This is a genomic window from Weizmannia sp. WK01 (assembly GCF_025905465.1).
Classification (GTDB): Bacteria; Bacillota; Bacilli; order Bacillales; family Bacillaceae_C; genus Weizmannia; species Weizmannia faecalis.
This window is the reverse complement of sequence record NZ_CP109616.1, coordinates 1,391,066-1,415,181: the sequence shown is the minus strand read 5'-3', so window position 1 is coordinate 1,415,181 and position 24,116 is coordinate 1,391,066. Positions and strand designations below refer to the sequence as shown.

Sequence of the window (24,116 nt, the reverse complement as noted above, 5' to 3'; positions counted from 1 at the left end):
GCCAAAATAACCCGTTTTGAATGCGAGCGCAAACAATCAAAATAAGCGCACATGCCCATGCGCTTTCTCATAATCTTTATTTCTCCATTTTGTTAAAGTTGGCCCTCGCTTTCACCATTTGTCTGTGCCATAATATGGGTTGGGAAGCATCTGTAAGACAACTATTTTTTCAGGGGAGAAAAATGATGCACTTTTCCAAAAGAAAAATCATGATTTTTTTGCCGGCTGCTTTGATCCTTATTTTCACAGGCTGGATTTACGCCAGCGTTTACAAAGCATCGAGTGATATTGAAACGCAAATGTCCCAGCTGGTCAATGACAAAGACAAAGCAAGAATAGAAAGAATTGCCGGCGATAAGACAACTTACAGCTTTATTGAGAATCTTCCTAAGAGCGCAAAACTACCAAAATTTGTCGGATATGCAAGGAATCAGGCCTGACGGAGCGGAATATTCCGTGGGCGAAATAAATGAAAAAAGCGTTGACGTATATGCACGCAAAGAAGATAAAGGGATGAGGCGGCTGATGTCTGAGTGGGTTGTGTTTGAAGTAAAGGTTGCCCCGTAATGCTGGGCCATTTTCGCCCATTCCCTATTTAGGTGCCGTATAGAAGGTTGCGACAGCATACGAGAGAGCAGACTGTTTCGTATGACATTCAGAGTCCGGATTCCAGGTTTAAACACCCGGAATCCTGCCTGGACCGGCATTTTGCATGTGAACCCAGTGAAAAAATCACGAGGTCCGTTATGTTGTCAAATTAACTTCGTGCCGCTGCGATCGCCCGGCCGGCCATTCTTCCGGTGAAAAGGCAGCCGCCCAGAAAGGTTCCTTCAAGGGCCCTGTAGCCATGGACACCACCGCCGCCAAATCCGGAAACCTCACCCGCCGCATACAAACCGGGTATGGTGTGGCCTTCAGAATCCAATACTCTCCCGGATAAATCGGTTTGCAGTCCGCCTAATGTTTTTCTGCTTAAAAGATGAAGGCGCACGGCGATGAGCGGGCCATTTTTAGGGTCGAGGATTTTATGCGGCGGGGCAACGCGGATCCAGGTTATGGGCAATGATAAAATCTTCTCCCTTGTCCATGAAGGCCTGGACGGGTTCAGGCGCGCCGGGCAAAGCTCTGCCCAGCACTTTCCGGATACTTTTGCCGGTAAGATCCGGATTTTGCTCCGATCCAGACAACGCAAACTCTTTTTCTATAATTTTTTGCGTTAAAATAAACCACGAATAGCCATAGCCGGTTTTTTGAATGGCTTCCAGTGTGCTGAGCGTGTCAAATCCCGGCAAATTAGGGACGGGAAAGTGCTTTCCTTCTGCATCAAGCCAAATGGAGGATGGTCCGGGTAAAATACGGATACCGTGGTTGGACCAAATCGGGTTCCAATTTTTTATGCCTTCCGTATAATGCCACATCCGGTCGCGGTTCACAATCCGCCCGCCCGCTTCTTCCGTAATGCCAAGCATTCTGCCGTCCACATGGGCAGGAACGCCCGATAACATATGTGCAGGCGGCGTTCCGAGCCGCTCCGGCCAATTTTTCCGAACGAAATCAAGATTCCCGCCAATGCCCCCGCTGGCCACTAATACAGCTTCGGCCCTATATTCGAAATCGCCAATAACCTCTCTTTCGCTATCCTCTCCCCGCTTCTTTGTGCTGGGAATCAAAACAGAACCGGCTACCCCTGCAACAGTGCCATTTTCTTTTAAAAGATGATCCACCCGGTGGCGGGGCAAATATTGGACCAAACCGGCTTTCATATATTCCCGAACTTTTTTCTCAAAAGGCGCCACCAGTGCCGGCCCGGTTCCCCACACAATATGAAAGCGGGGAACGGAATTGCCGTGGCCGGTCGCTAAATGCCCGCCCCGTTCAGCCCAACCGACAACCGGGAAAAAGCGCACGCCCATTTTGTGCAGCCACGTTCTTTTTTCTCCGGCAGCAAAATCGACGTAAGCTTCAGCCCATTTTTTTCCCCAGTAATCTTCATCCTCCTCCCGGTCAAATCCGGCAGTACCAAGCCAGTCCTGCCATGCCAGTTCCCTGGAATCTTTTATCCCCAGCCGCCTTTGTTCCGGAGAATCCACTAAAAATAGCCCGCCAAACGACCACCAGGCCTGGCCGCCCATACTGTTTTCCGGCTCCTGGTCCAGAAGCAGCACTTTTTTCCCGGCATCTGCCATTTCTGCGGTTGCAACCAAGCCGGCCAGCCCCGCCCCGACGACAATGGCATCGAACTTCATCAAGCCCTCCCCCTTTTCCATAAAGCATGGCCATGTCTATTATTGAAAATATCCTATGTAAAGTATTTCAACGATGCGGGTATCTGCAGCCGGCAAAAAGGAGACCATTTTCTTCTCCCGGCCGGCATAACATTGTATGCTAACATTTCGACAAAAAATTGAAATTTCCTTTTTAAGTGAGATGAAAAAACAGCAGGAGATAAAAAAATTCCCGGCCAACGCGCCCGTCGCTGGCCGGGAAGCCAGGTAAGAGAAGTCTACTTGGCTATGTGATAAATGTATTCCAACAAAGGATTCAGCCGTATCTTGTTTTTATTTACAATCCTCCTAAATATTTTTGAAAAAACGATAAAACAGCCATATCCAGCCATCGTGCCGATAAAATTAAAAATCACGTCATTTATGTCAATCACCCCTAGGATAATTGTAAAAGCTCGATGATGGCACCGATGAGAATGCCCGCAATTTTTCTAACGGCTGTTTTAAAAAGCATGCCGCAAAATGAGGAGATGGGCAGCAAACGGTGGCTGTTTTTTTGGTTTTATTCCCCTTCGTTTTCCCCCAATATGTACTTTCGCAAAGCATGCGCAACGCCGTTTTCATGATTGGCTTTTGTGACATAGGTGCTCTGTGCTTTCACTTTTTCTTCCGCATTTCCCATCGCGATGCTGGTGCCGGCTGCTTCGAACATTGACAGGTCGTTGAAATTGTCACCGATTGCGACCGTATTTTCCATCGGGATGTTCAAATGGCGGGCCATAAACTGAAGGGCATGGCCTTTGCTGGCTTCCGCATGGGCAATTTCCAACTTCGTGCGTCCCGATGTTGTCATCGAAAGATCCTGCCTCCCGCCCAACCGGCTGCGAAGTTGCTTTAACCGTTCAGGACGAAAGGACAATACAAAAATTTTATAAACCTCCAAACGCGCAAGGTCCAGCTCAGCATAATGGCGGAAATAATGAATCCCGTACTGCCGCATCTGGAGCTCAATTTGGCCGGCAGCCCATTCCAAGGAAAATGTTTCATCTTTTTCGTGCAAGGAACGCATTTCCGATTCAAGGCGCTTTCTCCCTTTTTGCAGCAAATACACGCCCTGGTTGGTATATAACTCGTAATAATATCCTTGCGCTTCCAGTTCCGGAAGCATGTCGTCCAGTACTTTATCCGGAATTACAAGTTTTAAAATGCATTGATCCGAATAGAAGAGGATGGCGCCGTTTCCCGTTATCACCGGGCAATCAAGGCCTGCCTTTTTAAGAATATGCCGCGTATCATGAAGCGAACGCCCCGAACAGGCAGCCACAATATCTCCCCGCTCCTGTACCTTCCGAATCGCTGCAGCATTTTCTTCGCTAATCGTTCCGTCATCAGATAATAACGTCCCGTCAAAATCAATTGCAATCAGCTTCATTTTGTCTCCTTCCTGTTGTACCCGGACGGTAATTTTTCGAGAGGCGTATTCCCGTCTCTATACATCCTGCCCCCGTTTGTTTCATCTACTCCCTGGTGGCGTTTGCAGCCGTTTCTCCACCTGGTCGCTTAGCAGCTTATACAATGTGGCGGCAACCGGCACACCGAAAAGCATGCCAACGATCCCGCCAAGGCCGCCCCCGATGATCACCGCCGCCAGGACCCACAAACCCGGCAACCCGATCGACGAACCCACTACCCGCGGATAGATAATGTTGCCTTCCACTTGCTGAAGCACAATAATGAAAACCAGAAAGAACAGCGCCTTCATCGGATCCACCGTTAAAATCATAAATGCGCCAAATGCGGCACCCAAATACGCGCCGACAACCGGAATCAAGGCCGTTGCACTGATAAATGCCCCGACCATGGCAGCATATGGAAAATGTAAAAGAAACATGCCTGCCGTACATAAGCAGCCTAAAATCACGGCCTCTACACATTGCCCGACAATAAAGCTTGAAAAAGTCCGGTTTGCCACCTTGAGCACATAATACAATCTGTCCGCCGTCTGCTTTTTCAAAAAAGCACGGACCACTTTATCCGCCTGAATAGCCAGCTTCTCCTTTGCCGCCAAAATATAGATGGCAAAAATAATGGCAATGACCAGGTTCATTACGCCGCTTGTTAAGGCGCCGGCGATGGAAAACGTCGAATTCAAAATGCCGGTCACCACTTTGGAAAGAGATGCGGTCAATTTTTTTGTGACTGCATCCAGATCGACCTGCAGGCTGGAGATGAACTTTCCGAGACTGGAGTACTTGCCGCTGTTTGACTGGAAATAGTCCAAGCTTTTCGTGTAAACGCGCGGAATGGCATCAATCAACACTGTAAAAGCCTGGATCAATTGCGGCACAATGATCAAAACCAGAATGGAAACAATGCCGAAAATCACCACAAACGAAAAAAGAATGCTGACGCCCCTCCGTGTTGCGCGGATGAATTTGTTTTGCGCGTTCGGAAAATAAACGCGTTCCACTTTTTTCATTAAAATATTGAGCACATAGGCAATCGCAGCCCCGAGCACAAGCGGGAATGCAACATGCCAAACCGCCCCGAGCGCGCCCAGAATCGTGCTGAAATATTTTACAACAAGCACGGCCACAACCGCCAGCAGTATGTATTTAGCCCATAAACCGAGTTTCATTTCTTTCATCCAACCACTCCGTCATTTTTTGTTTATTTTCTTATCTTGATTATACTTGAAAAGGAAACTTTTTTCCGGTTTATTTTAAAAGCTATGTTAAATAATATTGTGGATAAATGATCATAAAACAAGGACCCGATGTGGGATCCCTGTTTTAGATTCATATTGAAGATTAGCACCCGTTATTTGAATAGCTTATACCAATACAAAGTGGTTTCTATATTTGGATTATATGACTGTTTCAATGTGTCAACTCCACCTAGTATGAATCCTTGTTTCACATAAAACCTGCACGCTCCAAGATTATCATCTTGCGTTTCTAAAGACATTCCGATAAGTTTTCTTTTTTTTGCCCATTCTTCCGCTTTAGTTAAAAGCAACTTCCCGATTCCATATCCTCTAAATTCTTTTTTTGTAGCGATATTTTCAATATAACAGAAGCGATTCCAATCCTTAATTATTCTAATTTGCCCAATGCAATTATGATTCTTATAAGCTAAAAATAGAGCTTTATCTTCACGGTTTATATAACGGCTCCAATCCAGTTTATCATCTGGGAAACGAATTTCTTTAGTTTCATCAAATAGAATCTCTTCAAAAGACCATTTTCCTGATTGAAGACTGGGTACAACCTTACCAAACACGTTGAAATAATCATTTGTTTTATTGATGTCCTCAATTAATTCATCCTTTAATGGAGAAATTATGATTTCTTCTGCAATATTCATTTTGGCACCTTCCCATTCTGAAAAAGAATTTTTCTAGCACAAGCCTAAATACCTACCCTCTTTAACATGACTGCCCCAATAGTTGAATAATGCTTATGAAACTCTGAATATAGATAACCTCAATTTATCATAAGTCGCCATTGTCGGAAATAAGCAGCTGTCGACAATCAGCCTACATACAGTTGGATAATCGTTCGGAGGCGGATCGTATTCAAATACAAAAACAGCTCAAATAATGGTCGCGGTACTTGGTTGCCCCGCCGTTGAATCGGTTCATCCAACCCTTTAAGCGGCTGTAATAGTTATTAACATTTTGGATATGGTAAAGCCCTTTTACCCGTTCCTTTCCACAGGATTTGAACGGGTAATGTTCGATTCCTTTTTCTTTTGCATAGGCTTTGAAAGCTCTCCAGGCGTCTGTAAAAAGGGGATTCGTAACGGATACCTTGGAACCAATTGCTTGGTTAAAATACGACCCTCATCACGTTAAAGAAGGTTTGTTTTGACGATCCCTCGCAACCAAAACGCAGACCTGCTCCTTACTGTTATTATAGGAAGAATGTTTGATTTTAGTAAATTAACATGATTTATTGGGTGCAACCCGTGTTGTATGGACCCTCAAATCAATTATATGCCCTTATTTCATCATAAATGGTAGCTTAGCTATTACCAGCAAAAATCATGGGCTGCGGCTTTATACGTGTTTCTGTTGGAAAATGATAAATGAAAGGTTGACAAAAGATGTAAAGCATTGCTATTATACTTACTAAGTTGATGTGAATAATATACTATCCGACCAGTCTACTGGAGGTTCCCATTGATTTTCTACAGAAAATAAATGGGAACCTTTTTACATTTTCTTACATATAAGGAGGGATCATTTTGAAAAACCAAACAAAATTACAGCAGGTATTACTCCCTAAAGTCATTTCCGTGATCAGTATCGCGCTCTTGGTTATTCTTTGGGAAGTCAGTACGAGTTTGAAGTGGGTCAACCCTATTTTTCTTCCCGCCCCCCAAAGTGTTTTCAGTACTTTCATGGAGCTTTTAAGGGACGGGTATAAGGGGTCCTCATTAACAACCCATATATCCGCTAGCTTATACCGGCTATTCACGTCTTTAGTAATTGCCTTTTTAACAGCTGTTCCGCTTGGGATAATTTGTGGATATTCAAAATACGTACTTGCTATTTTTGATCCAATCATTGAATTTTATAGGCCGCTTCCGCCATTGGCCTACTATGCCCTGCTCGTTTTATGGATGGGAATTGATGATCGTTCGAAAGTGGCATTGCTGTATTTAAGCGCTTTTGCCCCCCTCTTTCTTGCCACTGTTTCAGGCGTGAAAAAAGTGCCGCAGGACCGTATTCATGCGGCATATACACTGGGTGCATCGAAATGGAAAATGTTGTACCACATTATGCTGCCCTCTGCCCTTCCTGATATTGTAACCGGCCTTCGCACCGCAATTGGTGTGACGTATGCCACACTGGTCGCTGCGGAAATGGTAGCTGCCACTTCGGGATTAGGCTGGATGGTACTTGATGCCAGCAAATATCTGCGCAGTGACATTGTCTTCGCCGGCATTTTCATTATGGCAGGGATCGCCATTCTTATGGATGGCCTAATCAGATGGTTCCAGCACGCAAAATTTTCTTGGGTGGGAAAATGAGAAACGAATAAAAAGGGGGATGACAAATGTTGTTTACAAAAAAATGTTTTAAAATTGAAATTTTTCTTTTGCTGATTGTATTACTGCTTTCCGGCTGCTCTGGAAGCCGAACAGGGGAAGCCAATAGTTCTAGGCCAAGCCATGCGCTGCCAAAGGAAATCAGGTTAGGTTACCAGGTTTCCCCAAACGGTGAACTGCTGGCAAAGGCCCTCGGCTTACTTGAGAAAAAATATCCAGATGTCAAAATCAAATGGATAAAATTTGATTCCGGGCGGGATGTCAACAATGCGATGGCGTCCGGGAGCATAGATTTCGGCCTTGTCGGCACGCCCCCCGGATCCATCGGCATTGCCAACAAACTGCCTTACAAAGTCTATTACTTGCATGATATTATCGGCGAAAGTGAGGCATTGATTGTACAAAAAGATTCCGGCATTCAAACATTAGCAGATTTAAAAGGGAAAAAAATTGCAACAACATTCAGCTCAACTTCCCATTACAGCTTGTTAAAAGCTTTGGAAAAAGAAAAGATGGATCCGAAAAAAAAAAACATTACGATTCTTGACATGCAGCCGCAGGACATTTATGCCGCCTGGAAAAGAAAAGATATTGATGCTGCCTATATTTGGCAACCCATTCAAACAAAATTGATCAATAGCGGCGGAAAGATGATCACTAATTCAAAACTTCTTGCAAAAGAGGGAATCATCACTGGGGAGTTTGGAATTGTAAGCAATACGTTTGCCGCGCATTATCCGAATGTCATCCGTGCATATGTAAAAATATTGAACCAGTCTGTACATTATTATGAAAACCATCCGGAAAAGTCGGCACAATTGCTCTCCAAAGAACTCGGACTTTCTCCGGAAGAGAGCTTAAAAACAATGAAACAAATCATTTGGCTTGATGAAGCAAAGCAAAAAGAATATTTCGGTTCAGCGGGCCGAACCGGGAAGCTAGCTTCGATCCTGAAAGATACAGCAGATTATATGGTTCAGCAAAAAAATATCCCTTCGGCCCCGGATTTAAAAACTTACCAGAAAGCGTTGTATACCAATTTATATCAATAGAAAGAAGGAACAACATGTCTGGAAAACCAAACCCATCTGCATACATTCCTGCTTCAGCCCGTAAAATGATTGAAGTGAAAGATCTTTCTTTACGGTATGGCGCGCGTGAGATGAACATTTTGGAACATATCAATCTTGACATCTATGAAAATGACTTTGTTTGTATACTGGGGCCCTCCGGCTGCGGCAAAACTTCCCTTCTGAACGTGATCGCCGGTTTTCAGACGCCGGATTCAGGGGAAGTTATTATCGATGGCATCAGACATGCCAAGCCGGGCCCGGATGTTGGCGTCGTTTTTCAGCAACCGAATTTATTCCCATGGTTGTCAATAGAAAATAACATTGCTTTCGGATTAAAAATGAAAAAAATGGTTAAAAAAGAAAGGAAACAATTTATTGCACATTATTTACAACTCACCGGATTGGAGGCAGCTGCAAAAAAATTGCCGTATCAGCTGTCAGGTGGAATGAAGCAAAGGGCAGCCATTGCAAGGACACTCGCAACCAATCCAAAAGTCATTTTGATGGATGAGCCATTCAGCGCGCTTGATGCATTGACTCGTGCATCTATGCAGAACCATTTGCTTCAAATATGGAGAAAAGAGAAAAAATGCATTTTGTTTATTACTCATGACGTGGAAGAAGCTCTGCTGCTTGGTACACGGATTATATTAATGAAACCAAATCCCGGCAGCCTTTCAGCTGATTTTGCGAACCCACTTTTTCGACCTGAAAACCGCTCTATCGAGGAAATAAAAACTGACCGTGACTTCCATCAATGGAGTGCACGTTTGCTGACAGACATTCGGAGTTTTAAAAAACTTACAAAAAAATGAAAACAAGCAAAAGCAGGTGTACAGATGAGTTGGATTTTTCTTTTACTCGGGATCTTTTTTGAAATTCTCGGTACAACTTCCATGAAATTCTCTGCCGGCTTTTCAAAATTGGTGCCTTCTATCTTCTTATTTCTTTTTTATGGGCTCAGCCTTACATTCGTCACATTATCGCTTAAAAAAATAGATGTAAGCATTGCGTATGCTGTTTGGTCAGGCCTTGGCACTGTACTCATTACAGCCGTCTCTGTCTACTATTTCAAAGAGCCTATGACATTTGCTAAAATTTTTTTCATTCTTATGATCATTGGAGGAGTGATTGGCCTAAATTTCAGCTTCGGGAACGAACATGAGCAGGGATCTGAAGTACCGGAAATGCAACGGCCAAACAACTAATACGTCATCTACCCTGCAATTTTAAATGTTGACTTTCCATAAAAAACCGTTATAATGTTCTTAAATAAAGAAAGTTCATAAGAATACTTGGAATTTACTTGTGCCGATCAGTCAGCTGAAGGCCAGTTTACCCCCGCGGTAGACTGGCCTTTTTGATTTTTCTGAACTTTCTTTTCCTAAAATACTACAAAAAAGGGAGGAAACAAAATTGAGCTACGACAATCATACGCAATCCAAAAATGCCGTATTAAACATTAAACCGGTTACTGCGCGCATTGGCGCTGAAATTGAGGATATCCGGTTGTCTGCTGATTTGAGCCCTGCTGAAGTGGCAGCCATACAAAATGCTCTATTAAAGTATAAAGTGCTATTTTTCCGTCACCAGACCCATCTGGACGATGCAGGCCAAGAAGCTTTTGCCCGCCTTTTCGGTGAGCTCTTCGCACACCCGACTGTACCAAAACGAAGTGGAACAGGCAGCATATTTGAACTTGATTCGACACACGGTGGCCGAGCGGATGCCTGGCATACTGATGTCACATTCATAGACGCCATACCGAAAATATCCATTCTCCGTGGGGTGACGATTCCTGAAACGGGCGGTGATACCGTTTGGGCCAATACAGCTGCTGCTTATCAGGACCTGCCGGATGGATTGAAAAGTCTTGCGGACCATTTATGGGCGCTGCACACAAACGAATATGATTATGGTGCTTATCATTCAAAGGCCAGTGAGGAAGATATACGTTACCATGAAGAAGTATTCACTTCCACCATTTATGAGACAACACACCCGGTTGTAGCCATCCATCCCGAAACAGGGGAACGCACCCTGATTTTAGGACAGTTTACAAAAAGGTTGCTTGGACTCTCTTTGTCCGACTCCAACCATCTTTATTCCTTGCTGCAGGATCGTATTACAAAATTGGAAAATACAGTGCGCTGGAGATGGTCTGCCGGAGATGTTGTCATTTGGGACAATCGCGCAACCCAGCATTATGCTGTAAACGATTATGGTCAGCAGAAACGCGTTGTGAGGCGAGTCACTCTAAAGGGAGAGGTGCCGATCAGTATAGACGGCCAGAAAAGTAAAATGAAGAAAAAAGAAAAGGCCATATTGGATCCGGCTATCTTTAAAACAGCTTTATCCTAACGGTCCCACTTCTCCAAAAATGGATTCCATTTTTCGTTTATATCCCGCGGTAAGCTGTTTTGGTCTGCGGGATATAATTTTATCCTGAAATTTCCTTCTCTCTTACGCATCCATCAGATTAATTCTGCTTATCCCCGCTTAACCACGCGGCCACGGATATCGTAAAAAAGCAAAGTCATCTATTTGAGGCAATCCGCTCTGTTGACAAATTTACTCGGCTAATGATAATATATAGACCGATCGGTACAATTTAAGGAGAATAAGATAAGATGGCAAAGAGTAAAAGAGAAGCAATTATCCAGGCGGCAAAACAGCTCTTCCAGGTGCAGGGTTACCATGCGACTGGCATCAATCAAATCATTGAGGAAAGCGGCGCACCGAAAGGCTCTTTATATTACCATTTTCCAAACGGGAAAGAAGAAATTGCGATTGCCGCGATTGACAGTGTCAAGGTTGAAGTGAGGCAGGAACTGGAGCAGTTGCTTGCCGGTTGCGACGATCCGATTGAAGCCATGCAGGCGCAGCTTTTACATGTCGCTGAAAAAATATTCGGCGATCAGCCGGACTTCCGGATTGGCCTGCTCGCTTCGGAAAGTGCAAGCCTTAACGAAAATATCAGGGAAGCGTGCAAAAATGCGTATGAGGAATGGATCGCAACCGATACCGATTATCTGATAAAAAAAGGCTTCACAAAGGAAAGTGCAAGGCAAACCGCTGTTTTGTTCCATACCTTAATCGAAGGCGCGATGACGATGTCGATCACATACAAGGATGCTTCCTATTTTCAATTAGTCGCAGAACAAATCCCAAAAATAGTAAAGAACATTTGATGTTCTTTTTTCTCCAAATTGTACTGACCGGTCTACTTAAAAATAAAGGGGAGATTTTACCATTGCAAAGTGATTTTAAAAAATTTCCGATTATGCTCGGGCTTTTAATTGGCGGCTTTATCGGCATGTTCAGCGAAACAGCCTTAAATATTGCATTAACTTCATTGATGAAAGATCTGCACATTACAGCTTCCACCGTCCAATGGCTTACAACCGGATATTTGCTTGTTGTCGGCGTGCTGGTGCCGGTATCCGGCTTAATGATCAGATGGTTTACAACAAGGCAGCTGCTGCTGAGCGCATTAAGCGCATTTATCATTGGCACACTCATTTCAGCCGTGTCCCATACCTTCACCTTTTTACTCATCGGCAGGCTCGTTCAGGGAATCGCAACTGGCATTCTCATCCCGCTGATCTTTAATACGGTCATGGCAATTTTCCCGCCGCATAAAAGAGGCGCGGCACTCGGCGTTGTCGGGCTTGTCATTATGTTTGCGCCGGCAATTGGCCCGACCGCTGCCGGGTTCATTTTGGGCAAACTCACATGGCAGTGGATTTTCTGGGTCATGCTGCCGTTTTTGGTTGCTGCCCTGATCATTTCCGCCATCTTTTGTAAAAATGTAAATGAAGTCACCCGGCCAAAAATCGATGTGCTCTCTATCGTGCTGTCCACGGTCGGGTTCGGCGGGATTGTCTTCGGCTTCAGTTCCGCGGGGGATGCAGGCTGGGGAAATGCAAAAGTCATCGCGGCCCTTGCAATCGGTGTTGCGGCTCTGGCGATTTTTTCTATCCGGCAATTGCGAATGGAAAAGCCGATGCTGAATGTGCGTGCCTTCCAGCATAAAATGTTCACCATTGGCACGCTGATGATTATGATCGTCTTCAGTATTATCATGTCATCCATGCTTTTGCTGCCGATGTACTGGCAGAGCGGAAAACTGGTAGCTGTCGCGCTTACCGGCATCCTTCTTTTGCCAGGGGGAATTGTAAACGGGATTGTGTCGGCTGTCTCGGGCAAGCTTTATGATCTATACGGCGCAAAATGGCTTGTCAGAATCGGGTTTCTGATCTGCATCGCAGCTGGTGCAATGTTTATCTGTGTCCAAACAACATCTTCTTTTCTTTTTGTGATTGCAGCGAATCTTTTGCTCATGGTCGGCGCGCCGCTTGTTATGTCCCCGGCGCAAACGAACGGGCTGAACGCATTGCCGAAAGAGATGTCCCCTGACGGCAGCGCGATTATGAATACCGCCCAGCAAGTGAGCGGCGCGATTGCCACTGCCTTGTCTGCCACATTGCTGGCTGCAGGCGAACACGCTTATACAGGGGCAGGCGGGCAAAGTGCCGCAGCGGCCTTAACAAACGGCGTCCAGTACGGTTTTATGTTCACGCTCATCCTGGCAGTCATCGGATTTGCCCTTTCCTTTACCGTCCAAACCGTTGGTGTATTGGAAAAGCCGCGGGACCAGCAAAGGAAAATGCAGTTAAAAAAAGAAACGGACTCCCCCTGTTGAGGAGCAGAAAACCCGTTTTAGCCTGATAAGCTAAGACGGGTTTATTAAGGTTTGCTGATTAAATCCGATTTGCCGGCAAGCTCTGCCTCAATATTACCAAATCATGGATCTGCGAAAGAGCCTGTTTTCGAGTAAAACGTGAAGTTCGCCCAGAGCTGCTAGATCCCCTGCCAGGCACCGGCTGATTCAGCAAGCCCTATTGATTTGCTGCTGTTTTTCCGCTTTCACTCGTATCATTATGAATCAGGAAAGAAGTTAAAAAGGCCAAAATGCTGCCGCAAAAGCCGAACAGGAACAAATGGTGAATGCCCTGCATATAAGTAGACCCGCTTGTCAGAAAGGCGCCCATTACAGTCACGCCGATCGCAGTTCCCATGTTCCGGCAAAACATAAAAAACGAAGTGGCTACTCCTTTTTCATGGGCGCTCACCATTTGCTGGGAACCGATAATTCCAACCGTCGAAAGCAGCCCGAACGCAGCGCCATGGACAATCATGACGAGAAAGACGTACCAGAACCCGTGGCCCGGATTTAAAAAGATCCAGCATAAACCCGAAACAAGCAAAAGCCCGTTCCCGATTAAAAGCAGCCGCCGGTAGCCGTACCGCAATATCCATTTTCCGGCGGGGACTGCAGCGGCCATCCAGCCGATCGATGACCCGAGCAGCGCAACCCCGCTCATGAGCAGAGACAGCCCTGTTACTTTCTGCAAAAACAGCGGCACATAGCTGGAAGCGCCAAACAATGCCACCGTCCCGATAAAGGAGTTGGCATTCATCCGGGCAAATGTCTTATTTTTAAACATGGAAAGCGGCACAATCGGGGAATCCTGCCTTTTTTCATAAAAATAAAAAAGGAGAAGAAAAAGGATTCCGGCTGCCGCAAACAACCAGTAGTTGCGGTGTACGACCGTGACCAAAAGCAGGAGTGTGATCGCAACCGCAAATAATGCAGCACCTATGTAATCGACACGCGCTTTTTTCGGCGCGTAATGCTCGCTATAAGGCAAAAGCGTTAAAAATGAAATGAGGCAGACAGGCAGGTTGACAAAGAAAATCCACCTCCACGTTAAATACGTTACAAAAAACGAGCCTAAAAGCGGCGCCAGGACAGCGGATAATCCCCACATGCCAGTAAACAATGCCTGGATTTTTCCGCGGTTTTCAACAGAAAACAGATCTCCTGCGATAATGGCCGGGAACGGGACCATAAAACCTGCCCCAATGCCCTGAATAGCCCGAAAGACAATCAGTTCAATCATCCCGGATGACATGCCGCATAAAAGCGACCCGGCGAAAAAAAGCACGATCCCGGACCCGAACACTTTTTTCCTCCCGAACAAGTCGGACAACCGGCCCGCAACCGGGGATAAAATAGTACTGGTGATCATATAGGAAGCAAATGCCCATGCGTACAAGTCAAAGCGGCCGAGTTCTTTTGCAATGACAGGCATTGTGGTGTTCATAATCGTTGCGTCAATCGATGACACAAGCATTGCCAGGACAATACTGACCATGACAAACGTTCTGCTCTTCATAAAATCCCTCCATTCCCTTTTAACATTCCGGTTTCCGTCACGATTTGCCGGACCGGAATATCATAAGATTCGCTGGGGACATGCTCCTTCAATTGGTACGAGTGGACCAAAGACACGGTCTGATTGGGAAAACCGGCAAGAAACCGGTCATAATAACCGCCGCCAAAACCGATACGAAAACCTTTTTTGTCAAAAACAAGGCCAGGAACGATGAGCAGGTCTATGGCCTGCTTTTCGATTTTTGCCGTTTCTTCCGGTTTCGGCTCGAGCAGGTTAAAAAAGCTTTTTTCCAATTGCGCGAAATCATCCAGCCTGTAAAAAACGAGCTCTTTTTCTTTTGGCACGCATTTTGGAACACAAATCGTTTTCCCCTGCGCCCACCCGGTTTCAATGATCCGCTTCGTATCCCATTCGAAATGTTGGGAGACCGTCACGCCAACCGTTCCGGCATTTTTCCACAAACCGGAGGAAAATAAAATTTGTTGCAGTTTTTCTTCTATGGCCTGCTTTTCGCTAAAATCCAGCCGCTTTAACCAGCCGATCATTTCTCTTCGCATTTCCGCCTTGTCCATTTTCTTCACCTCGGAACACCCATCAAAATTTGCGCTTTTCCATCTTACCATGTTTGGGCTGAAGTGGAAACGAAAATGCCCCCCGGGTGTATGAGACCAGAGGGGATTTTCTGATTCGCTCCCTTGGGAATGGCAAGTACTTTTTTTACTTTTTAAAATTCCCCGGTTATCCACGCCAAAGTGATTCGAGATTATTGTTGAATTCCACTTTCAACGGGTGCAAGAGGCAGCTTTTCCGGGATACCGGAGCTCCTGAACCCCGCTGGCAATGACAGTTGCTTAGCATCCTTTGCTGCAACAGAAAAAGCCCCCAAGCTGCATACGGCATGGGGGCTTTTTCTTATCTTTTTCCTGCATTTAGTTGTGCCATTTCTCCGAGATAGCGCCCGCTTTCCTTTATCATCCGTTCCTGCGTTTTTCGGTTTACGGCAATCAGGCCGAATTTCATAGAATAGCCGGATTGCCATTGTGATCAAATGTTGACTAGTTGCAGCAAACTGATGCCTGACTTCTCCCCTTTTTTCACCACCCGGACTGCAGGGAAACATTAATGGCCCCGTTCTATTTCCCGCTGGATTTTTTTGATTTCTTCAAGCGGATAATCGAGCATATCTGCGATCGTTTCGGGTGCGGTGCCTTTGCTCAGCATTTTTTTGATTGCTATTTGTACCCCTTCTTCGATTCCTTTTTGCCTGCCTTCTTCAATCCCTTTTTGTATCCCTTCTTTGAGCCCTTCCTCTCTTTCCCCGCGGATATTCGCAAGCTGGTCGCGCAAAAATTTCAGCCGGGCTTCGTACAATACTTTGTTTTCCCGATTGGCACTTAAATTTTCCCACTCTTTGATTGCGTCAAGCACTTCCTGCTCGTTCATCGCCCATTTCTCCGGTTCGGGGAAACCTCTTTCGGTGCCGGCAGGTTTTTTCGATTTGACCCTGCCCTTAGAACGGCCCGCTCATCATTCTGCCGCCCGCATTTTCGTAGTATTCGCGGCGGTTCCGTTCAATGTACTTGCTGAACCGCTTTCCTGCTGTTCCCGGATAGCCCCCTTTCACTCTATCCAGGAACGCATCAGGGGCTAACATCCATTTATCCCAGCCTGTGCCTGGCATTCCAATCCAATGACGGGGGAACCAAAAGGATTCCCAAAATGCGGAAATCCTAATTTTCCTTCACCGGAAGCTGGCATGGAATATGGCGGAAATTCTTATTCCCCCTTGTTCTTCTTCTCCTTTTCATGCACAATCATGCGCCAGTTTAAATCGCCGCGCATTAAGCCCTGGACGAGCAGTTCAGCTGTACCCATGTTGGTGGCAAGCGGAATCGAATAGACATCGCAAAGACGGAGTAAAGCGGTAATGTCCGGTTCGTGCGGCTGGGCCGTGAGCGGATCACGGAAAAAGAAAACGAGATCCATTTCATTTTTTGCAATCATTGCGCCGATTTCCTGGTCGCCGCCGAGCGGGCCAGAATTGAAGCGGGTAATTTTCAAATTGGTTTTTTCCATAATCCTCTTGCCGGTTGTGCCGGTCGAGTACAATTCATGGCCGTCGAATACCGGCTCATAGGCAACCGCAAAGTTTACAATTTCCTCTTTCTTTTTATCATGGGCAATAAAAGCAATTTTCAACTGGAAAACTCCCTTCTCCAAAAAATAACGTTACTACTATAATACGATAATATTATAAAAAAAACGAATGGCCCGTTTTCCAGGACCACCCGTTTTTTACCCTAGGCTTTCACTGGGATCATGCAGCATGGATTTGTACAATGCTTCGATTTCTTCCACGCTTATGCCGCGCGGGTTGCCGCCCGTATACACATCTGCATACACAACTTTTGCGAGATTCGGGATGTCTTCTTCTTTGACACCGAGTTATCAAGCAATTGGAATGCCGGCATTTTCATTTCATCATATAAAATTTTAAGAGAATGGCACGAAACTTCCGTGCCATTCCGGCTGTTATTCTCCCAAAAATCCTTCCCGCGGCACGACGCCGAATGCATCGGCCAAATCTTTCAGCTGCCGGTCGGTAATGGTTTGTTTTATGCCGCCCTGCGCCTGCACATAGGTGTAAACCTGCGCCGCTTTTTCCGCTGTTTCAATCAGACCGAACGTTTCATCCATCGTGCGGCCGGCGCCGTAAATGCCGTGATGCGGCCAAATGACAAGGCGAAAGTCTTTCATTTTCGCTGCCGTCGCTTCGCCGATTTCATTTGTGCCCGGCACGATCCATGGAATGATGCCGACACCTTCCGGGAATACGACGAGGCATTCCGTGCACATTTGCCAAAGCGTGCGCGTAAAAGCTTTTTCATCAAGCGGATGGGAAAATGTCATTGCGAGCAAATGGGTCGCATGGTTGTGCATAACAATCCGGTTTTCCGGATCAACCTCAAGCCTTGCGATATGGCTCATAAAATGGGACGGCAGCTCGCTTGTCGGCATTCCGCCCCCTTCAAGCCCCCAAAGCAGTTCAATATTCTGCCCGTCCTGTGCGACACGGATCAGACCGAGGTTTTCAGCAGGATTGTCGGCCACATTTTTAAAATATTTTCCCGAGCCGGTGACAATAAAATATTTGCCGGCAAGCGCCCTTGCGTCGAATTGGACCGGGATAGCCCGGATAACGGCGTTCACATCGAGATACGGCGCCACTTCTTCTTCTTTTAGAAGATAGCTGATATTCCCGCCGTTCCGTTCGTCCCAGCCAAGCCGGTACAAATTGGCGGTCGTTTTCATCATTTCTTGTGTAAAAGGTGCTTCAATGATATCCCATTTCGTCTTTATGTTTGCCATGTGCTTTCCCTTCCTTGTTTACGCCCTTACAAGCAACGTTTCTTTTTCATACTTTTGGACTTCTTCCAGCCAGCCAAGCCCTGCCGGCACACCGTTTGTTTCGCAGAAATAGTGCCAAACATCGCCATACGGGAAGTCTTTCAGTTCTTCTGTATAGACGAGGCGGGTGGTAAAATCGCCTTCCAGTTCTTTTTGTTTTAAAAAATCTGTCGGTTCAAGCAGCGCTTTCAGCAAAGCTTTTTGCGTGTTGCGGGCGCCCACTACCCAGGCTGCGACCCGGTTAATGGTGGCATCAAAGAAATCAAGGCCAATATTCGTTTTCTCAAGCAAGTTGTTGCGGACAAGTTCCCTGCCGATTGCCGCCAATTCATCATCCATGATGACGACATGGTCACTGTCCCAGCGCACCGGGCGGCTGACATGGAGCATAAGCCCTTTGCTAAAGAGAGAAAGGGCGCTTAGTTTATTGGAAATCACTTCTGTCGGATGGAAGTGGCCGGCATCAAGGCAGACCAGTTTGTTTCTTGAGATGCCATAGCCCATATAGAACTCATGGGAACCGGCTGTATAGGCTTCCGCACCGAGACCGAACAATTTGCTTTCCACCGCATCTTCCGTATAAGCCGGATTGAGCGGTTCCGCAAAAATTTCATCGAGCGCTTCCATTAAACGCCGGCGCGGACCGAGCGTATCTACCGGATTGTCTTTATAACCGTCCGGAATCCAGAAATTATTGATGCTCGTTTGCCCTGTTTCTTTTCCGAAATACTCGGCAATTTTCCGCGTCCTTTTCCCGTGTTCCACCCAGAAATCCCGCACTGTTTTGTCAGGAGAGGCGAGCGTAAAACCGTCTTTATACATCGGATGCGAGAAAAATGTCGGGTTAAAATCAAGGCCGAGCCCCTGTTCTTTTGCCCAGTCCACCCACGAAGCAAAATGTTTCGGTTCAATGGTGTCAAGGTCGATTTTTTCATCCGTGTCCGCATAAATGGCATGCAGATTCAATTTATGCTTGCCCGGTATCAGAGAAAATGTTTTTTCCAGGTCTTTGCGCAGCTCGGAAGGCGTATGGGCGGCGCCCGGGTAGTTGCCGGTTGCCATAATGCCGCCGGTCAGGTCGCCATCCGGATTTAAAAAGCCGCGGACATCGTCACCCTGCCAGCAGTGCAGCGAGATTTTAATCTTTTGCAAGTTTTCAAGCGCCGCATCTGTATCCACGCCGATTTCGGCATACCGCTGTTTTGCGGTTTCATAATTTCGGATGATCGCTTCTTTTTTTGCCATTCTTTTCCGCTCCCTTTCCTTTCGCCGTTTTTAGCAAGGCCTTTTTGTAACGGCCGATTACCGCTTTCCAATTGCCCTGCTGCGGCTTGTAAGATTTGATTTCAAACGACTGCCGGACGATTTTTCTTCCTTCACGGATATCACGGATGTCCCCTTTGGCGATCATTTGCACAAGGAGATTGCCGATAGCGGTTGCTTCCTGGGGGCCGGCTGACACTTCGACATTTGCGAGATTTGCCGTCAGCTGGTTCAGAAGGCTTACATTGCTGCCGCCTCCGACAATGTACAGGCGGTCAATGGGCCGGCCCGTGATCGCGGCGAGTTTCTCCAGCTCGACGGCGTAACAGAGCGCCAGACTGCTGTAAATGCAGTTTGTCAGTTCCCCGATCGATTCCGGAACCGCCTGGTCGGTTTCCCTGCAGTAATCCTGGATCTCTTTTACCATGTTTTCCGGGTTGTTAAAGCGCGGGTCGTTGACATGGACAAATTGCGCAAACGGCTTGCATTTTCCGGCCTGTTCCGCCATTTCGGCATAGGTATAACGGTAGTCGTAATGCCGGGCGATTTCCTGGATGATCCACATGCCCATAATGTTTTTCAAAAAGCGGTAAGTACCATATGCGCCCCACTCGTTTGTGTAATTTTCCCTGAATGCTTCCTCGCTTGTGACAGGCACATTCAATTCCATGCCGAGCAACGACCATGTCCCGCTGCTTAAGAATGCCCAGGAATCGCCTTCTGCCGGCGTACCGAGGACAGCGGAGGCGGTATCATGGGTTGCAACCGTGACAACCTGGCATGCCGGAAGATCGTATTTTTGGTACCATTCTGGTTTGATTTCGCCCAAAATCGTGCCGGCATCGGCCAGTTTGGCAAATTTATCGGCACTGACATGGACATGGTTGAGCAAGTCTTTATCGAATAATTTGTCACGCAAGTTCAGCATCTGTGTTGTGGAAGAATTTGTCACTTCAGAAACGGCCTTTCCCGTCAGCACATACCCGATGTAATCCGGGATGAGCAGAATTTTATCCGCTTTTTCCAAAAGATTTTTATCTTCGGCATACAGTTGGTACAGCGTGTTCAATTCAAGAAACTGGATGCCGGTCTTTTTATAGATGAATTGCTTTGAATATTTGGACGTCAGCGCTTCTATCGCGCCAACCGTCCGTGGATCGCGGTAGCTGACCGGATCCTGGAGCCGGTCGCCGTTTTTGTCAACGAGCACATAATCGACCGCCCACGTATCAATGCCGAGCATACACGCTTCAATGCCCATCTTTTTGGCTTTTTCCAGGCCTGTAAAAATTTCTTCAATCAGCCGGCCGATATCCCAACGGTCATGGCCGTCCCGTTTGGTAAAACCGTTTTTGAAGCGGTGAATTTCTTTGATTTCGATTTTTTGATGCCGGCAGGTGCCTGCAATCAGCCGTCCGCTTGAAGCGCCAATGTCAATAGCGATGTAATTCCGGATCAATTTCTCACTCCTTTCCACCTTCAAAATTGCATTATCTTTACATCATCTGCTTCTTCTATGAAGCATTGCATCTATTAAAATTTAACGTTTACATTCCTATCGTAAACGTTATCAAAAAAGATTTCATGAAACATTATTGGCAAACCATTGTACGATCTTGGCAAGGTTGTGAAGGATATGGCATAATCAATTTGAAGAGAGGGAGCGAAATGGAACAATACTGGGAAAAAGCCGACTATTCCTGGACAGATGACTCCATCCGCTGTTTTAACACGCCGTCGCAGCGGGCGCGCCAGCTGTTTTACTATGTGCAGGAAATCGGCCATTTTAAAGCGATGAAACCGTATTTTACAGAAAGGCAGCATTTGAAATCGTACTTGTTAAAATATACGTTTGGCGGCAGGGGGAAATTGATTTATGAAGGGCGCGAATATACGCTTGAAAAAGGGGATGTTTTTTTCATCGACTGCATGAATTACCAGCATTACAGCACGATAAGCGATGAACCGTGGGAGATGGATTGGATCCATTTTTACGGGCCGAATGCGGATGCTTTTTACGGGGAATTTATGAAAAACGGCAGCAATGTTTTTCATGCAAAAAACGGACGCATTTCCCAAATCATTGATGAGATCATGGCGCTTGTCGAAACGCGGAATGCAAAGGCGGAGTTCCGGATTTCGCTGTTGATCCATGAAATGCTGAATGAAGTGCTGATCCAGAAATACGATCTTGCATTTGAGGAAGAAAACATTCCCGGTTACATTATAGAAGCAAAAAAATTTTTGGAGGACCATTTTAAAGAAAAAATTACCCTGCAGGATTTGGAACGGGTGTGCCGCCTGAACAAGTACCAGCTCAGCAAGGAATTCACGCACTACATCGGCATCCCCCCGATTGAGTACTTAATCCATTTTCGGATCAACACCGCGAAAAGACTGCTCCGCTACTCCAATAAAAGCGTAAAAGAAATTGCCCTAGACGTCGGGATTGAGGACCCTCCCTATTTCAACCGACTGTTCAAGCGGAAAACAGAGATGACCCCGCTTGCGTACAGGCGGAATGGATGACGAATCCATGCTGTTTGCGTTACCGGAACGTAGAGAAGACGTTACTGTTAGGGTTACCGGCACACAAGCGAGGGCGGGGTTATACTTCGGTTGCGGTTTGGGCTGTATTACGGGTGGGCGAAAATTCTGTATGCAAATTGATCGATTTGTCCCAATGTAAAAATTTAAAGTTCAATATTATTCTTCTGCCTCTACTTCTTTAATCACCATCTTTGGCAGATCCCTGATAGTCTCACGTATTCGTTTCAATCGGGCTTTTCCCTGACCGGCAAAGCGAAGCAGATTGTAAGCGTATATGCCAAAATGCAGGGCAAGCTCATTCGTTTTTTGATTCCGGGAAGGCAGCTGTTTAAAACCAAGATCAGACATAAATTCCCGTCTCAGCGATTTACAGACTTTCCGGTGTTCGTCGTAAAGCCTTGGCACAGCTTCCGGCGGAATATCGAGCGTTGTCATGTACACATCCGCTTCATACTCTGGAATCAAAAGGATTTGCCCGTTTTTATCAATGGTTGTTTCAGTGAGTTTAAAAACATAATAGGCTGGTTTTTTTGCCCCGGCTGTCGTGTTGGTTTCCGCAACAGATCCAAAGTAAACGTTTTTTCCTTCCCATTCGGATGAGCATGTGCCGTGTTTCCGTGCAGTTTCTACCCAAGTGCCAGCATCTGTCTGAAGTTTCATCACAAAATCGATGTGAAGGTCCAGCAGTTTTGCCGCAATTTCGGATCCTTCTTTTGCCTCGAACCGCCAAAGGAAAGCCCCTTCCGCCAATTGTTCAGCCGCACGGACCGACACGCTCGTTTCTTGTCCAAAGGAAAGGCAGTACCCTTCCTTTCCAATAAAAGCAAACGGCATTGCAACATCCACCGGTATAAAACTTTTGCCTTGTATGGTCACCGGGTTGATAGGTGCACCAGCCTTGCGAAGCAGGTGAAGAGACTCTTCAAGGATGATCTGTTTCCATTCTTCTGATAAAGCTGCCTCGTCCAGACGGTGCTCCAAAACAGCCGGCGAGGGAACCCTTTCCAATTTTAAAAAAGTACGGAAATCATAGTCGCTCCGTAACGGTTCAATTTCAGCAAACTTATTTTTTCCAAGGCAAAGCAGCCCGATATAGGCCTTCGCGATGTCCCCGTTTGAATAGCCGGGATTCCTTTTAATGGTTTCTGACTTGGCGCTATTCAGCCTTGATGCGAGATGAGTCTGGCTGATAAGGAACTCTACTATGCCCATTCCGAATTTATCCAATATCATTTCATTCGTTTGCTCAATCCGTAAATTTTTCATCTGCTCACCTGCGAAAATTGATATTTATATTATACAAAAAGTAGCTTATAATGGGTGTGAAGTCTGAATTTTAGAAAGGATGTGAACGATGCTTTTCAAGGAAAGAAAAACTTCACTTGAATGTGCTCTTTTAAAGTCGCTGAACAACCGGATGAAACTCCATGAAAAAGACATCCAGTATCTCCGGAATTTGGAAAAAGGGGACGAAGGCGAGCGGTATTTTGACTCTTTAACAGCAGCACTTACATGTGATTGTTTTGTACTGAATGATTTGCGGCTTTCCTGCAACAATGCTACGTTCCAGATTGATGCCCTCATGATTACCGGCGAAACCATTTACCTGTTTGAAGTGAAAAATTATGAAGGCGATTTTTATTACGAGCGGGACAGAATTTTTACAAAAAATAAGTCTGAAATCAACAATCCGCTGCTTCAGGTCAAACGTTGCGAATCGCTTTTCCGGCAGTTGATTCTCTCGCTCGGTTTCAATATGCCGGTCTCGGCTTCCGTTGTTTTTGTAAACCCCGAATTTACCCTGTACCAGGCACCCCTGAGTGCGCCATTTATTTTCCCGAATCAGTTAAAACGGTATATGAAAGATTTGAATGCAATTTCTGCAAAGCTGAGCGGAAAGCATAGAAGGCTGGCAGAAAAGCTATCTTCGCTGCATATAGAAGAATCGCCTTTTCTTCATTTGCCGAAATATGAGTATGATCAATTGCGGAAAGGCATTGTGTGCGACGCTTGTGGTTTTTTTCCTGTGCGGTAAAAGGGCATGCAATGATTTGTGAGGATTGTGGACATGCTGAATCTGTTGAGGCCGCGGTCCTCCGCAGTGTCAGAGAATTTCGGATGTTGTTTCCAGAGCGGAAGATTACAACAAATGATATTTTTGACTGGTGCAGGATTGTGGAATCGAAAAAAAGGGTGAGCAGGATACTGGCAAAAAATTTTAATAAGTTCAGAGGTGGAAGGTGGTCTTACTATGAGTAATTGATGATCACAAACTTATGAATTACAAATTCTACCGGGGA

Annotated in this window: 22 protein-coding genes and 3 pseudogenes; 10 read left to right on the top strand and 15 right to left on the bottom strand. The window is 46.0% G+C overall.

The genetic code is table 11. From position 1 onward, the window contains the following. The first annotated feature begins 185 nt into the window (after window positions 1-185). Complete coding sequence (locus tag OF158_RS06510; protein ID WP_035181841.1) at window positions 186-440, top strand: hypothetical protein; 255 nt, start codon at window positions 186-188, stop codon at window positions 438-440. Window positions 441-757: 317 nt separating this feature from the next. Here the strand turns inward: OF158_RS06510 and OF158_RS06505 are convergent. From OF158_RS06505 to OF158_RS06485, 5 genes and pseudogenes are all read right to left on the bottom strand, one after another. Beyond that, window positions 758-2,246, bottom strand: a pseudogene (locus tag OF158_RS06505) (FAD-binding dehydrogenase). Between the two features lie 541 nt (window positions 2,247-2,787). Then, entirely contained in the window at window positions 2,788-3,657 is an 870-nt protein-coding gene (locus OF158_RS06500) for a Cof-type HAD-IIB family hydrolase (protein ID WP_035181843.1), read from the bottom strand. 81 nt (window positions 3,658-3,738) lie between these two features. Continuing rightward, entirely contained in the window at window positions 3,739-4,872 is a 1,134-nt protein-coding gene (locus OF158_RS06495; protein WP_035181845.1) for an AI-2E family transporter, read from the bottom strand. A 173-nt stretch (window positions 4,873-5,045) separates the two neighbouring features. Further along, a complete protein-coding gene (locus tag OF158_RS06490) occupies window positions 5,046-5,591 on the bottom strand; it encodes a GNAT family N-acetyltransferase (protein ID WP_035181846.1) in 546 nt (181 codons plus the stop codon). Window positions 5,592-5,684: 93 nt separating this feature from the next. After that, window positions 5,685-6,057: pseudogene (locus tag OF158_RS06485) on the bottom strand (IS1595 family transposase); the annotation flags it as partial. Window positions 6,058-6,473: 416 nt separating this feature from the next. Between OF158_RS06485 and OF158_RS06480 the strand changes: the two are divergent. The 7 genes from OF158_RS06480 to OF158_RS06450 all read left to right on the top strand — a co-directional run bounded on the left by OF158_RS06480 (window position 6,474) and on the right by OF158_RS06450 (window position 13,058). Continuing rightward, window positions 6,474-7,262, top strand: a complete 789-nt coding sequence (locus OF158_RS06480; protein WP_035181848.1) for an ABC transporter permease — start codon at window positions 6,474-6,476, stop codon at window positions 7,260-7,262. 26 nt (window positions 7,263-7,288) lie between these two features. Beyond that, window positions 7,289-8,332: a taurine ABC transporter substrate-binding protein gene (locus tag OF158_RS06475; RefSeq protein ID WP_035181850.1), complete on the top strand. Its 1,044-nt coding sequence runs from the start codon at window positions 7,289-7,291 to the stop codon at window positions 8,330-8,332. Between the two features lie 65 nt (window positions 8,333-8,397). Further along, a complete protein-coding gene (locus OF158_RS06470) occupies window positions 8,398-9,168 on the top strand; it encodes an ABC transporter ATP-binding protein (RefSeq protein WP_080738135.1) in 771 nt (256 codons plus the stop codon). Between the two features lie 24 nt (window positions 9,169-9,192). After that, window positions 9,193-9,561 (top strand): DMT family transporter, encoded by a 369-nt coding sequence (locus OF158_RS06465; RefSeq protein WP_035181852.1) that lies wholly within the window; start codon window positions 9,193-9,195, stop codon window positions 9,559-9,561. Window positions 9,562-9,769: 208 nt separating this feature from the next. Next, complete coding sequence (locus tag OF158_RS06460) at window positions 9,770-10,714, top strand: TauD/TfdA dioxygenase family protein (protein WP_035181854.1); 945 nt, start codon at window positions 9,770-9,772, stop codon at window positions 10,712-10,714. Window positions 10,715-10,983: 269 nt separating this feature from the next. Continuing rightward, window positions 10,984-11,544 carry a TetR/AcrR family transcriptional regulator gene (locus OF158_RS06455; protein WP_035181856.1) on the top strand — a complete coding sequence of 187 codons (561 nt, stop codon included), beginning with the start codon at window positions 10,984-10,986 and terminating at the stop codon, window positions 11,542-11,544. 92 nt (window positions 11,545-11,636) lie between these two features. Further along, window positions 11,637-13,058 (top strand): DHA2 family efflux MFS transporter permease subunit, encoded by a 1,422-nt coding sequence (locus tag OF158_RS06450; RefSeq protein WP_164931361.1) that lies wholly within the window; start codon window positions 11,637-11,639, stop codon window positions 13,056-13,058. A 196-nt stretch (window positions 13,059-13,254) separates the two neighbouring features. Here OF158_RS06450 and OF158_RS06445 read toward each other — a convergent pair whose 3' ends face one another. From OF158_RS06445 to rhaB, 9 genes are all read right to left on the bottom strand, one after another. After that, window positions 13,255-14,595 carry an MFS transporter gene (locus tag OF158_RS06445; RefSeq protein ID WP_035181859.1) on the bottom strand — a complete coding sequence of 447 codons (1,341 nt, stop codon included), beginning with the start codon at window positions 14,593-14,595 and terminating at the stop codon, window positions 13,255-13,257. Beyond that, window positions 14,592-15,218 carry a 5-formyltetrahydrofolate cyclo-ligase gene (locus OF158_RS06440; RefSeq protein WP_035181860.1) on the bottom strand — a complete coding sequence of 209 codons (627 nt, stop codon included), beginning with the start codon at window positions 15,216-15,218 and terminating at the stop codon, window positions 14,592-14,594. Before OF158_RS06440 ends, OF158_RS06445 begins: the two co-directional genes overlap by 4 nt. Before the next feature lie 289 nt (window positions 15,219-15,507). Next, window positions 15,508-15,615: a hypothetical protein gene (locus tag OF158_RS06435; RefSeq protein WP_110139056.1), complete on the bottom strand. Its 108-nt coding sequence runs from the start codon at window positions 15,613-15,615 to the stop codon at window positions 15,508-15,510. A 99-nt stretch (window positions 15,616-15,714) separates the two neighbouring features. Continuing rightward, a complete protein-coding gene (locus tag OF158_RS06430; protein ID WP_035181861.1) occupies window positions 15,715-16,038 on the bottom strand; it encodes a hypothetical protein in 324 nt (107 codons plus the stop codon). Between the two features lie 67 nt (window positions 16,039-16,105). Continuing rightward, window positions 16,106-16,249, bottom strand: a complete 144-nt coding sequence (locus tag OF158_RS06425; RefSeq protein ID WP_164931347.1) for a hypothetical protein — start codon at window positions 16,247-16,249, stop codon at window positions 16,106-16,108. Window positions 16,250-16,371: 122 nt separating this feature from the next. After that, window positions 16,372-16,794 (bottom strand): methylglyoxal synthase, encoded by a 423-nt coding sequence (mgsA, locus tag OF158_RS06420; protein ID WP_013859011.1) that lies wholly within the window; start codon window positions 16,792-16,794, stop codon window positions 16,372-16,374. A gap of 333 nt (window positions 16,795-17,127) precedes the next feature. Beyond that, window positions 17,128-17,964, bottom strand: a complete 837-nt coding sequence (gene rhaD, locus OF158_RS06415) for a rhamnulose-1-phosphate aldolase (RefSeq protein ID WP_035181864.1) — start codon at window positions 17,962-17,964, stop codon at window positions 17,128-17,130. A gap of 18 nt (window positions 17,965-17,982) precedes the next feature. Continuing rightward, entirely contained in the window at window positions 17,983-19,248 is a 1,266-nt protein-coding gene (gene rhaA / locus OF158_RS06410) for an L-rhamnose isomerase (protein WP_035181866.1), read from the bottom strand. Then, entirely contained in the window at window positions 19,214-20,722 is a 1,509-nt protein-coding gene (rhaB, locus tag OF158_RS06405; RefSeq protein ID WP_043052576.1) for a rhamnulokinase, read from the bottom strand. Before rhaB ends, rhaA begins: the two co-directional genes overlap by 35 nt. Window positions 20,723-20,934: 212 nt before the next feature. Here rhaB and OF158_RS06400 point away from each other — a divergent pair, with 212 nt between their 5' ends. Next, window positions 20,935-21,795, top strand: coding sequence for a helix-turn-helix domain-containing protein (locus OF158_RS06400; RefSeq protein ID WP_019721979.1), 861 nt, complete (start codon window positions 20,935-20,937; stop codon window positions 21,793-21,795). Between the two features lie 177 nt (window positions 21,796-21,972). Here the strand turns inward: OF158_RS06400 and OF158_RS06395 are convergent, their stop codons facing one another. Further along, entirely contained in the window at window positions 21,973-23,082 is a 1,110-nt protein-coding gene (locus tag OF158_RS06395; RefSeq protein ID WP_035181868.1) for a hypothetical protein, read from the bottom strand. 88 nt (window positions 23,083-23,170) lie between these two features. Between OF158_RS06395 and OF158_RS06390 the strand changes: the two are divergent. Continuing rightward, a pseudogene (locus OF158_RS06390) lies at window positions 23,171-24,075 on the top strand (nuclease-related domain-containing protein). Window positions 24,076-24,116: the final 41 nt, after the last annotated feature.